10 protein-coding genes are annotated in these 13,237 nt (G+C 44.7%); all 10 read left to right on the plus strand.

The annotated features are described in order from the left end of the window. Window positions 1-2 precede the first annotated feature (2 nt). The 10 genes from purM (at window position 3) to ligA (ending at window position 13,153) form a co-directional block, all read left to right on the plus strand. A complete protein-coding gene (gene purM, locus MUO14_RS16105) occupies window positions 3-1,025 on the plus strand; it encodes a phosphoribosylformylglycinamidine cyclo-ligase (protein WP_244751626.1) in 1,023 nt (340 codons plus the stop codon). Further along, a complete protein-coding gene (purN, locus tag MUO14_RS16110) occupies window positions 1,022-1,600 on the plus strand; it encodes a phosphoribosylglycinamide formyltransferase (RefSeq protein ID WP_244755618.1) in 579 nt (192 codons plus the stop codon). Before purM ends, purN begins: the two co-directional genes overlap by 4 nt. After that, window positions 1,597-3,132 carry a bifunctional phosphoribosylaminoimidazolecarboxamide formyltransferase/IMP cyclohydrolase gene (gene purH, locus MUO14_RS16115; protein ID WP_244751627.1) on the plus strand — a complete coding sequence of 512 codons (1,536 nt, stop codon included), beginning with the start codon at window positions 1,597-1,599 and terminating at the stop codon, window positions 3,130-3,132. Before purN ends, purH begins: the two co-directional genes overlap by 4 nt. Window positions 3,133-3,150: 18 nt before the next feature. Continuing rightward, the gene (gene purD, locus MUO14_RS16120) at window positions 3,151-4,407 is read left to right on the plus strand and encodes a phosphoribosylamine--glycine ligase (protein WP_244751628.1); all 1,257 of its coding nucleotides are present in this window, start codon (window positions 3,151-3,153) and stop codon (window positions 4,405-4,407) included. A 268-nt stretch (window positions 4,408-4,675) separates the two neighbouring features. After that, a complete protein-coding gene (locus MUO14_RS16125; RefSeq protein WP_244751629.1) occupies window positions 4,676-6,421 on the plus strand; it encodes an adenine deaminase C-terminal domain-containing protein in 1,746 nt (581 codons plus the stop codon). A 48-nt stretch (window positions 6,422-6,469) separates the two neighbouring features. Next, entirely contained in the window at window positions 6,470-7,504 is a 1,035-nt protein-coding gene (locus tag MUO14_RS16130; RefSeq protein WP_318036041.1) for a DUF3048 domain-containing protein, read from the plus strand. Window positions 7,505-7,520: 16 nt separating this feature from the next. Next, complete coding sequence (locus tag MUO14_RS16135; protein WP_244751631.1) at window positions 7,521-7,823, plus strand: YerC/YecD family TrpR-related protein; 303 nt, start codon at window positions 7,521-7,523, stop codon at window positions 7,821-7,823. A gap of 314 nt (window positions 7,824-8,137) precedes the next feature. Then, complete coding sequence (locus MUO14_RS16140) at window positions 8,138-8,824, plus strand: heptaprenylglyceryl phosphate synthase (RefSeq protein WP_244751632.1); 687 nt, start codon at window positions 8,138-8,140, stop codon at window positions 8,822-8,824. Between the two features lie 78 nt (window positions 8,825-8,902). Then, the gene (gene pcrA / locus MUO14_RS16145; protein WP_244751633.1) at window positions 8,903-11,137 is read left to right on the plus strand and encodes a DNA helicase PcrA; all 2,235 of its coding nucleotides are present in this window, start codon (window positions 8,903-8,905) and stop codon (window positions 11,135-11,137) included. A 15-nt stretch (window positions 11,138-11,152) separates the two neighbouring features. Continuing rightward, window positions 11,153-13,153, plus strand: coding sequence for an NAD-dependent DNA ligase LigA (gene ligA / locus MUO14_RS16150; RefSeq protein ID WP_244751634.1), 2,001 nt, complete (start codon window positions 11,153-11,155; stop codon window positions 13,151-13,153). The last annotated feature ends 84 nt before the right edge of the window (window positions 13,154-13,237 follow it).

The raw sequence follows: 13,237 nt of genomic DNA on the forward strand, positions 1-13,237 counted from the left end.
GATTGAGCCAATCTTATAAACAAGCAGGTGTGGATGTAGAGGCAGGTTATGAAGCTGTTGATCGTATGAAGAAGCACGTGGCACGAACGATGCGCCCAGAAGTGATGGGCGGTCTGGGTGCATTTGCTGGCTTATTTGACATTAGCCAGATGAGCTATAAGCACCCTGTGCTCGTGACAGGAACAGATGGAGTTGGAACTAAACTTAAGCTCGCGTTTGAAATGGATCAACATGACACAATTGGCATCGATGTCGTAGCGATGTGTGTGAACGACATCGTTGCTCAAGGCGCGGATCCACTATTATTTTTAGATTATATTGCCTGTGGCAAAAATGACCCGGCCAAAATAGAACAGATCGTTAAAGGTATTTCGGACGGCTGTGAACAAGCAGGCAGTGCCCTTGTTGGCGGTGAAACTGCTGAGATGCCTGGCATGTACCAGGATGATGAATATGACCTAGCTGGCTTTGTTGTCGGAATGGCCGATAAAGAAAAGCTGATTACAGGAGAGCAGGTGCAACCAGGGGATGTTTTGGTCGGCCTGCCGTCAAGTGGTGTCCATTCGAACGGTTTTTCACTCGTTAGAAAAATCATCGATCAGTACAACCTTGATCTTCAGATGACCTATACCCCTTTTGACAAACCATTCGGGGAAATCCTTTTAACACCGACAAGGATTTACGCAAGTGCCATTAAAACACTAAAAGAGGCTGTGCTTGTAAAAGGGATGGCTCATGTAACAGGTGGTGGGTTCTATGAAAATATTCCACGCACGCTTCCTGAGGGATTAGGAGTCAAGCTAGATCAAAATAGCTGGAACATACCGCCAGTGTTTGATTTTCTTCGTAAGCATGGAGACTTGACTATTGATGATATGTTCGGAGTGTTTAACATGGGCATCGGTATGGTTGCGGTTGTTTCTGAAGAGGAGGTTGCGTCTTCACTTGACGCTTTACGAGCGGCAGGAGAAGAGGCGCAAGTAATTGGTTACGTCACGGAACAGAAGGGAATTCATTGGTCATGATGAACCTAGCTGTTTTTGCATCGGGAACCGGTTCGAATTTCGATGCGGTGATGAATGCAATAGAAAACGGAAATCTTGATGCAAGGGTTTCCTTGCTCGTTTCTGATCGAATCGATGCAGGCGTGATTGAAAAAGCACAAAAAAGACATGTCGACACCGTCGTGTTTAATCCGAAATCATTTGTGAATAAAGAGGCTTTTGAGCGAGCCTTGCTTGCTGATTGTAAGGATAGAGGAGTTGAATGGATTATCCTTGCTGGATACATGCGGCTTATTGGCCCAACATTACTTACGGCATATGAGGATCGAATCGTAAATATTCACCCATCTCTGCTACCGGCCTTTCCGGGAAAAGATGCAATCGGACAGGCTTTTGAGAAGAAGGTTAAAATTACAGGGGTAACGGTTCATTTTGTCGACGATGGCATGGATACAGGACCAATTATCGATCAGGAAGCTGTTCGTATCGAAGCACAGGATAGAAAGGAAGATGTCGAGCGAAAGATTCAAGCGGTAGAGCATGTGCTGTATCCGCGTGTCATTCAGTCATTAAAGGCCAAGGAGGAATCCAAATGAACAAGAAGCGCGCACTTCTAAGTGTATCTAATAAACAAGGCTTAACTGCTTTTGCAAAGAGTTTAATCGAACTAGGTTACGAACTCGTCTCTACAGGTGGAACGAAGCGGGCGATTGAAGAAGCCGGCTTAGCTGTGAAATCAATTTCAGAAATTACTGATTTCCCGGAAATTATGGGTGGACGTGTGAAAACACTGCACCCGTCGGTTCATGGTGGATTGCTTGCAAAACGCGGCAATGAAGACCACATGAAACAATTGGCTGAGCTTGGCATCGCAACGATCGATCTTGTCGCTGTAAACCTCTATCCGTTTAAGGAAACGATCGCTAAAGAAGATGTTACAGAGGCAGATGCGATTGAGAATATCGATATCGGCGGCCCGACGATGCTTCGTGCAGCAGCTAAAAGCTTTGAAGATGTCGCTGTTGTTGTGGATCCAGCCGATTACGACGAAGTGATTGCAAGTTTGCAAACAGGTGAGCTTTCTTTTGATGCACGTAAACAGCTCGCCGCTAAAGTGTTCCGTCACACCGCCAATTATGATGCAATGATTGCTGGCTATTTTGCGGACGTAACGGAGGAATCGTATCCAGAAACGTACACGGCTACATATGAAAAGGTGCAGTCATTACGTTATGGTGAAAACCCGCACCAAACCGCGGCTTTTTATAAAAAAGCAAATTATGACGGTGCTTCGTTAGCCGATGCTAGACAATTAAATGGCAAAGAGCTTTCTTATAACAACATACAAGATGCCAATGCAGCTTTGGATGTTGTTCTTGAGTTTCAAGAGCCAGCAGCTGTTGCTGTCAAACATATGAACCCGTGTGGTGTAGGAACAGGGAAATCGCTTTTTGAAGCCTATGGTAAAGCATATGCCGGTGATCCGGTTTCTATTTTTGGCGGTATTGTTGCCTTGAATCGTGAAGTGGACGAACAGACGGCAGCAAAGCTTAAGGAGATTTTCCTTGAGATCGTGATCGCCCCCTCCTTTAGTCAAGAAGCGCTGGATCTTCTCACACAGAAAAAGAATTTGCGTTTGCTTGAAATTGAAATGAAGAAGCCTGGTGTTCAAACCCATAAGCTTACTTCTGTAAGTGGCGGCTTACTCGTTCAGGACACGGATGAAGGCTCACTTGAAGACGTTGAGCTTGAAGTGGCAACAGACCGTCAACCAACAGAACAAGAGCTTAAGGATCTAGCATTAGGCTGGCAAGTGGTCAAACACGTAAAATCCAATGCCATTGTGATTGCGAAATCAGATCAAACACTTGGTGTCGGTGCAGGTCAAATGAATCGTGTTGGAGCTGCCAAAATAGCTCTTGAACAAGCGGGTGCTCAGGCAGAAGGTGCGATAATGGCTTCCGATGCCTTTTTCCCGATGCCGGATACAGTTGAAACGGCAGCACATGCCGGTGTGAAAGCGATTATTCAGCCGGGTGGCTCAAAACGCGACCAAGATTCGATTGATGCCTGTAATAAGCATGGCATTGCGATGGTATTTACGAAAATGCGTCATTTCAAACATTAATCAAGGAGGCGGCGAATCATGAAGGTTCTAGTTATCGGACGTGGAGGACGTGAGCACAGCCTCATCCAAAAGCTCGCTTCAAGTACACAAGTTGAATCCCTTTTTGCGGCACCTGGGAATGCGGGTATGGGGGAGCAGGCTGTCCGTGTCCAGGTGGAGGAAACCGATCAGGAACAGCTTGTCGCTTTTGCTAAAGAAAATGGAGTTGACCTGACGATTATTGGCCCGGAAAACCCGTTATTAGACGGGCTGGCCGATCGCTTTATGGAGGCTGGTCTCAAAGTGTTCGGGCCAACTCAAGCAGCTGCCTTGATCGAGGGAAGTAAGCATTTCGCTAAACAGCTAATGCAGAAATACGATATTCCAACGGCTGATTATCAAGCTTTCAAGGATGCTGAAAAGGCAAAAGCCTATATCCGTGAACAAGGTGCGCCCATTGTTGTAAAAGCAGATGGATTAGCAGCAGGAAAAGGTGTTGTTGTTGCAGAAACGGTGGAAGAAGCATGTGAAGCTGTTGAGGATATGCTGCTTGAAGGTCAATTCGGTGATGCAAGCAGGGAAATCGTCGTCGAAGAATTTCTGCAAGGTGCGGAATTTTCCTTGATGGCTTTTGTCAATGGAGAAAATGTCTATCCGATGGTAACTGCCCAAGATCATAAGCGTGCCTATGACGGGGATAAAGGTCCAAACACTGGTGGAATGGGTGCCTTTGCTCCTGCTAGCCACTTACCTTGGGAGGATTATGATTATGCCGTTGAGTCAATCTTGAAGAAGACAGCTTCAGCTTTAGTGACTGAAGGTCGGTCGTTTACGGGTATTTTATATGCGGGATTGATTCAAACAGATGCAGGTCCTAAGGTAATTGAGTTTAACGCACGTTTTGGTGATCCTGAAACCCAGGTCATTTTGCCGCTTTTAACTAATGACCTTACCCAAGTACTGACAGATGTCCTTGATGGAAGAAATCCGCAACTCAAATGGTTTGAGAAAGCATGTGCAGGTGTCGTCGTAGCTTCTGCAGGTTATCCTGGAAGTTATAAAAAAGGTGTACGGCTGCCGGAATGGCGGAAGGAAGATGCTTTCGCTATCCATGCAGGGACAGAGGATGCAGATGGTGGGTATGTTACAAGCGGCGGACGCGTACTGCTTGTGGGAGCGGTGGCGACAACACTCGACAAGGCCCTTAACGCTGTGTATAGTTCATTGACTGCTTTTGACGAGCATGAAGGGTTTTTTTATAGGAAAGATATCGGCAATTCGTTTCAAACTGAATGACTTAGGGGCAAACCAGCCTTTCCTTTATAAAAAATCCGTCCATCAGGGCGGATTTTTCTCGCATTTTATAAAAGGTGGAAAACGCTCAATTTTTTGGCGGAGTGAACCAGATTTTGTTCAAATCGCTCACTTTTGCACGTAAACGTAACAAATTCCAACCTAACTGCTCAAGATTTGAGTGTAAACGCTCATTTACCCAGTCTTTTTTGCTTCGCGAAGTTGCTTCTCGTGTGTTAAGATAGAAAAAATGAATGAAGGAGGCTCTCGAGTGAATGAACAACGCTTCCGTTGGCGTAATAGACAGTTGCGTGAACACGTAGCCGTCGTGGAAGGTAAACTTGCGCCAACCAAACTAGTAAAAAATACAACCTACTTAAATGTCTACTTGAAACAATGGATGACTGGCCATATATGGATCTATGAGGATCGCATCATTTACTCTGGCCCAGAGCTTCCTCCTCTCACGGAAGGGACAGAAATCATTGATGGACAAGGAAGTTATATCGTCCCCGGCTATGTCGAGCCACATGTACATCCTTATCAGTTATATAACCCACTCAGCTTAGCACAGCATGCTGTCCAAACGGGAACAACAACACTGATTAATGATAACTTAATGTGGGTTTTTTTAACAGACAAAAAGAAAGCGTTTTCTTTACTTGAAGACTGCGCGAAGTTATCTGCTTCTGTGTTTTGGTGGGCTCGATTTGATTCACAGTCTGCCCTGCAGGAAGAGGACCAGTATGACTTCGATGATCAAGTGTTATCGTGGCTCAATCATGATGCAGTCATTCAAGGGGGAGAACTGACAGCGTGGCCTAATGTGCTGTATGGTGGCGACGATCAGATGCTGCATTGGATGCAAGAGGCGAAGCGTTCCCGAAAACCGCTTGAAGGTCATTTGCCTGGCGCATCGTGGAAGACGTTAGTGAAGATGAAGTTACTTGGACTTGATTCAGAACATGAATCAATGACGGCGGATGAAGTGATGGACCGATTGATGCATGGATATCAGACGGGCCTTCGTTATTCATCGATACGCCCGGATTTACCTGATATTTTAAAAGGGCTGAAGGAAAAGAATCTTACCCATTTTGATAAGTTGATGTACACAACGGATGGATCTACGCCTGGCTTTTTGAGTGAAGGATTGATCAATGTTTGTATAAAAATTGCTATCGAAGCAGGTATTCCTGCGATTGACGCCTATTTAATGGGCTCTTATCAGCCAGCCCGTCATTTTGGTCTCGAAGACCGGATTGGAAGCCTTGGGGCCGGTCGAGTGGCTCACCTGAACTTTTTGTCAGATCCAACTGATCCTACTCCCCACTCTGTGATCGCAAAAGGAGAATGGATGAAACGTGATCATAACAATGTGGCAAGTCATACAGAGGTTCACTGGGTAGAAAACGGGGTCGCTCCGCTTGATATAAACTGGGGATTGACCGATGATGATCTGCAATTTTCTATGCCGATTGGGATGGAGATGGTGAATGAAGTTATTATGAAGCCATACGCGATAGATAATGACGTATCGGTAGATCGTTTGCCCCCTGAAACGAGAGAAGCTTTTCTTACTTTGCTAGACAGAGATGGAAAATGGCAGGTCAATACATTATTAAAGGGATTTACCGATTCACTCGGTGGTCTTGTAAGCTCTTATTCTAATACCGGAGACTTTATTTTAATAGGAAATTCACGAGAGGATACGAAGCTTGCCTTTGAGCGGATGAAAGAGCTTGGCGGTGGTATCGTCCTCGCTGATCAGGGTGAAATTGTCTATGAACTGCCATTACGGCTTGGTGGAATTATGGCGGATATGCAGATGTCATCTTTAGTAGAGGAAGAGCATAGACTAAGAGAGCACCTAAACTCTTATGGATACGCCTTCGGGGACCCCGTGTACACCTTACTGTTTCTATCATCGATGCATCTCCCTTATATTAGAATTACACCAAAGGGAATTATGGATGTGAAAAAGAAAGAGGTACTTTATCCTGCGATGATGCGTTAAAATAAAGAAGAATATACAGGTGCAAGAGGAAGTGCTCTAGTGAGAAAGATGGTCTGGTTGATTGTGGCGGTCGTTTTCATGCTCGCCCTTGCAGCCTGTGCGAATCAAGCAGAGGATGATAGCAAGCAGGAGCATCAGGATAATAAAGAGACAAAGGTCGAAAAAGGGGACAAAGGTGAAACAACAGAGACAGATAATGAAACGATTTATCCGTTAACAGGTGAGCCTGCCAACGGGCCGGTTGATCATCGTATCCTTTCTGTGATGGTGAATAATCATAGTGATGCACGTCCCCAGACTGGGTTAAGTAAAGCGGATATTGTCTATGAAGTGTTAGCCGAAGGGCCGATTACTCGTTTTCTAGCCTTGTTTCATAGTGAAATTCCAGAGGTCATTGGACCAGTAAGAAGTGCACGACCGTATTATGTAAAGTTAGCAAGTGCTTATGATGCACTATATGTCTATCACGGGGCAGCGAATTTTATAAACGAAATGGTTCATGAAAGCGGGATTGATTTTGCTGATGGAGCATTATACGATAATGATGGAGAGCTGTTTAAGCGTGCAACAGATCGTAAGGCTCCCCACAATTCCTATCTATTAACCTCTGGAGTCGACTCTCTGCTTGGGAAAAAAGGGTATGACAGCTCGAAAAAAATTGAACCATTGTCATTTGCGGACGAGCCTGCTTTTGATGGACAATCAGCACAACAAGTAAAGGTTGTTTATGGTGAGCGTGAAACGGTAAGCTATACCTATGATCCGGAGACGGGGCAGTATAAACGCACAAGTGATGGAGAGCCGACAATAGAGAAAGAGACGAACGAGCGCATTGCCGTAGATAATGTCTTTATTGTAAAAACAGAACATCAGGTTGTCGACGATGCAGGGCGCCGTGAAATTGACTTAACATCAGGCGGCGATGGGTTTTTAGTACAAAAAGGGCAAATGATTGAGGTAGAATGGAAGAATAAGAATGGTAGAATTTTACCTTTTAAAGACGGAGAAGTTGTCAGTTTCGTTCCTGGGAAGACATGGGTGAACATCGTTCCAGAGCGACCAGACATCATTATGGCTGAGTAAAAGGAGGGATGTCATCGTGCAAATTGATAAACTACGCGGGAAAACGCTAGACCAGCTTTTTGAAGCAATACTATCATTAGAAAATGTAGAAGAGTGCTATGAATTCTTTGATGACTTAGCAACAATGAATGAGGTTCAATCGTTAGCCCAGCGCCTTGAAGTCGCACGTATGTTAAGGGAAGGGTTTACGTACCACAAAATTGAAACAGAAACAGGGGCTTCAACTGCTACGATCTCACGTGTGAAGCGCTGCTTGAATTATGGAAATGATGCTTACACCCAGGCGCTCGATCGCGTGCAGGCGAATAAAACGAAATAATAAGTATAAGTTGAAAAGGACTGCTTCTATTAAAGAGGCGGTCTTTTTTTAGGCAGTGATAACTATACCTTCTTGCGACGCGCAAGGAACGTGCTAGTGTCGACGTTGCTCGCGTGTCGTGGCGATCTTAGTCGACCTTCTCATTTGGCAGCTTTTTGAACGCTCACTTGTAGCCTTCTTACGAGCGTTGTCCGAATGTTCCACGAAAATGCTCTCTACTTTTTCACAGTTATGCCCCAATATGGTTTCGTTCTAGCAGGGAATCTTTGCTATAATGTATGAATGGATAAAAGGTTTTTGGAGGAATATGTGCGGTGGACTATAATGTGAAAGAATGGAATCATGTTTTTAAACTAGACCCGAATAAACCGTTGTCTGACAGCGACCTTAAGATAATATGTGAATCTGGAACGGATGCGGTTATTATTGGCGGAACAGATGGCATCACGTATGAAAACGTGTTTACACTGTTGATGAGAGTGCAAACATATGAGATACCTTGTGTGCTTGAGGTTTCAGCGATTGATGCCATTTCACCTGAGTTTGATGGGTACTTCATTCCGATGGTGTTTAATAGTAAGGAGAAACGTTTCATGCTCGATGTCCAGCACGAAGCGGTAAAACAATTTGGGGATTTTATCGACTGGAATGACATGCTTGTCGAAGGCTATTGTGTCATGAATGAACAGGCCAAAGTTTTTCAAGCAACCAACTGTACAATGCCTGATCAGGAAGACGTGATTGCCTATGCCCGAATGGCCGAGCATATGTTTCATCTCCCGATTTTTTATATCGAATACAGTGGACGTTACGGCGATGCGAATCTAGTACGTGAGACGGCAGAACAGCTGCACGATACTTTGTTATTTTATGGCGGGGGAATCCGTTCTGCTGCGGAGGCAAGGCAAATGAAGGAACATGCGGACGTTATTGTCGTCGGTGATATCCTATATGAAAATATCCAGGCCGCACTTGAAACGGTACAGGCTTGTAAAGAATAAGAGAGATGTGCTTTTTGCGCAAATGAGATTTAGCTTCGAGGGGGCAGCCCTCATTTTTTGAAAAAGGATGGTGTCCACATGACGCAAGCAATAAACCCTTTACTTAAGGGATTAAACGAACAACAACGAAATGCGGTGACCCATACCGATGGACCGCTCTTAATAATGGCAGGGGCCGGAAGCGGAAAAACTCGAGTACTCACCCACCGAATCGCCTACTTACTTAATGAAAAGGATGTCGCCCCTCGTAATGTATTGGCGATCACCTTTACGAATAAAGCCGCACGGGAGATGAAGGAGCGTGTCGAAGCCCTCGTTGGACCTGAAGGCGAGAAAATTTGGATGTCGACCTTCCACTCGATGTGTGTACGAATTTTGCGTAGAGATATTGACAGAATTGGATATGATCGTAATTTTTCTATACTCGATTCCAGTGACCAGCTTTCTGTGATCAAGCAAGTTTTAAAAGCGTTGAATCTTGATCCTAAGAAATGGGATCCGCGTGCGATGCTTGGAGCGATTAGCAATGCTAAAAATGAGCTGCTCACACCAGAAGATTATGTCCGTGATGCAGCGAGTATACATGAGGAACAGATTGCAGAAGTGTACAAGGGATATCAGAAGAAGCTAAGGAAGAATCAATCACTCGATTTTGATGATTTAATTATGCAGACATTGACACTGTTTGAACGTCTTCCTGAAGTACTCGAATATTACCAGCGCCGTTTTCAGTACATTCATGTCGATGAGTATCAGGATACAAACCATGCTCAGTACCAGCTGGTCAGTTATTTGGCGAGCCGTTATCAGAATCTATGTGTGGTTGGCGACTCGGATCAATCGATTTATGGCTGGCGTGGAGCCGATATTAAAAACATTCTTTCCTTCGAAAAAGATTACCCTACCGCACGAACAATTATGCTTGAACAAAACTATCGTTCAACCGAATTGATTTTAAATGCGGCAAACAAAGTGATCGGCAACAACAGCGGTCGTAAAGCGAAGAATCTTTGGACAGACAATACCGGCGGGAATAAAATTCAATACCATGAAGCCGGGACAGAGAGGGAAGAAGGGTTATTTGTAACAGATCATATTGAGGACATGATTCGCAGTGGACGTTTTCAATACAAAGATGTCGCAATTCTGTATCGTACAAATGCCCAGTCCCGTACGATTGAGGAAACGTTTGTAAAAGCAGGGGTTCCTTATCAAATGATCGGTGGAACAAAGTTCTATGATCGTAAGGAAATCAAGGACTTGCTTGCTTATTTGCGTTTGATTGCCAATCCGAATGATGATCTAAGCTACCAGCGTGTCGTCAATGAACCGAAGCGTGGTGTCGGGAAGACGAGTCTTGATAAACTGCAGGCTTATGCAACTGATCATGATATTTCTCTTTTTGAAGCATCGGCAGAAATTGATTTTGTAGGTGTAAGTGCGAAAGCGGCGAAATCGATCATGAACTTCTATACCATGATTAAAAACTGGGCTCAGCAGCAAGAGTTTCTATCAGCGACAGATATGGTGGCGGAAGTGATTGAAAGAACAGGCTATGAAGAGATGCTTCGCAATGAAAAAAGTCTCGAAGCGCAAAGTCGTTTAGAGAATATCGAAGAATTCAAATCAGTAACGAAGAATTTTGAGGAAAATAGTGAAGATAAAACGCTTGTCGCTTTTCTGACAGACCTTGCTTTGATTGCTGATATCGACCAAATGAATGAAGATCCGACGAGTGATGATACCGTAACCTTAATGACCCTTCACTCTGCAAAAGGGCTTGAATTCCCTGTCGTATTTCTAATCGGGATGGAGGAGAACGTCTTTCCGCATAGCCGCTCGCTCATGGATGATGAGGAAATGGAAGAAGAACGCCGTCTTGCCTACGTAGGAATTACCCGGGCTGAACGTCAGTTGTTTATGAGCCATGCGAAAATGCGCACACTATATGGACGGACCAATATGAATCCGATCAGCCGTTTTATCAACGAAATTCCCGAAGAATTCGTCGAAGGGAAAGACGAGCAAGAGGAACTGCCATTTTTTAATAAGAAACGCGAAACAACACCTATTCCATCTCAAGCCCAGAAACAACCGACGAAACGTGCCCCGAAAAAGATCGACAAGGGCTCTTCAGGTGGGGAGAAAATTTCCTGGCAGCCAGGGGACAAAGCTAAGCATAAAAAATGGGGCGAGGGTACAGTTGTTAAAGTTCAAGGGGAAGGTGACGGTATGGAGCTTGATATTGCTTTCCCTGCTCCAACAGGAATTAAACGCTTGCTTGCCCGATTCGCACCGATAACGAAAGCGTAAGGATGTGTAGTGACAATGAGTCCAAACGATGCACAAGAAGTCATTGAAGATCTTCGCCAAAAGCTTGATCAATATAATTATGAATATCACACTCTAGATAAGCCGACTGTTTCAGATTATGAATATGACCAAAAAATGAGGGAGCTGCTTGACTTGGAGTCACAGTTTCCGGAGCTTGTCACAGCGGATTCCCCGACGCAACGAGTAGGGGACGAGCCTCTCGATGCTTTTCAAAAGGTCCAGCACAATGTGGCTATGCTCAGCCTGGGCAATGCTTTTGACGAGCAAGAGCTTCGTGACTTTGATCGTCGTGTCCGTGAGGGAACAGGGGAAGAGGTCACTTATGTTTGCGAATTGAAAATTGACGGTCTTGCAGTTTCCCTACGTTATGAAGATGGAGTTCTGGTGCAGGGGGCAACACGTGGTGACGGGACAACAGGTGAAGATATTACCAAGAATTTGCGTACGATACGCAGCATCCCGCTTCGTTTACGAAAGCCTGAAACCATTGAAGTCCGTGGAGAAGCTTTTATGCCAAAGAAATCTTTTCTTGCTTTGAATGAGGCGCGCGAAAGTAATGGGGATGAACCATTTGCCAATCCGAGAAATGCCGCAGCAGGCTCACTAAGACAGCTTGACCCTAAAATTGCCGCTAAACGCAATTTAGACATTTTTCTGTATGGAGTGGGAGAATGGCGGGACGAACCAACGCGTGCCCATAGTGAACGTTTACATGAATTAAAGAATCTTGGCTTAAAAACAAACCCAGAGTGGAAAAAGTGTAACCATATTGATGAAGTAATCGACTATGTTCATAGCTGGGTTGAAAGAAGACCGGATTTAGATTATGAAATCGATGGAATCGTTATTAAAGTGGATCGCTTGGATCAGCAACAGGCACTTGGCTTTACAGCGAAAAGTCCACGCTGGGCAACAGCCTATAAATTCCCGGCAGAAGAGGCGGTTACAAAACTTAATAAAATTGAATTAAGTGTAGGGCGAACGGGAGTAGTCACACCAACGGCTATCCTTGACCCCGTCAAAGTTGCCGGAACAACTGTGCAGCGAGCTTCTTTACACAATGAGGACCTCATTCGTGAGAAAGATATTCGGATTGGTGATACCGTGGTGATTAAAAAAGCTGGCGATATTATTCCGGAAGTCGTCCGCGTCTTGACAGATCAGCGTTCGGGTGAGGAAGAACCGTATCATATGCCGGAACATTGCCCGGCATGTGAGAGTAAGCTGGTCCGGCTTGATGAAGAGGTGGCGTTAAGATGTATCAACCCTAATTGTAATGCGCAACTTCGAGAGGGTTTGATTCATTTTGTATCAAGAAATGCGATGGACATCGAAGGATTAGGGGAAAAAGTAATTGCCCAACTTTTTGAGGAGCGGCTGATCGAAACCATCGCCGATCTCTATAAGTTAGAAAAAGAAGAGCTGCTTAAACTCGAACGAATGGGCGAAAAATCGGTGCAAAACCTGTTGAAAGCCATTGAAGATTCAAAAGAAAATTCATTAGAACGGCTGTTATTTGGTTTAGGGATACGTTATGTCGGAACGAAAGCAGCTAATACCCTTGCCCAAGAATTCGAAACGATGGAGCAGCTCATGAATGCTAGTGAAGAAGCCCTCGTGCAAGTTCCAGAAATCGGCGAAAAAATGGCTGACTCTGTAGCACGTTATTTTGCCAAACCTCAGGTCATCCAGTTAATGGAAGAACTGAACCGGCTGGGGTTAAATATGGAGTATAAGGGACCAAGAAAGAATGATGGACCAGAGGATTCACCGTTTAAGGGGAAAACGGTTGTGCTCACGGGGAAGATGGAGAACTATACCCGTTCTGAAGCAAAGAATATTGTTCAAAACCTTGGCGGTAACGTGACCAACAGCATCAGTAAAAACACAGATCTATTAATCGCCGGTGAGGATGCGGGCTCAAAATATGAAAAAGCTGAGAAGCTCGGTGTTGAGACCTGGACTGAAGACGAATTTACGAAATCTTTAACATAATAATGCACGTTCAAAAATGCGCTGATTAGAGGAGGGTTCTTCATTTGGTGACTTTTTGAACAACCTCTAATAGGGAGTGGAGTA

The sequence above is a fragment of the Halobacillus shinanisalinarum genome (genome assembly GCF_022919835.1).
Taxonomy (GTDB): Bacteria; Bacillota; Bacilli; order Bacillales; family Halobacillaceae; genus Halobacillus_A; species Halobacillus_A shinanisalinarum.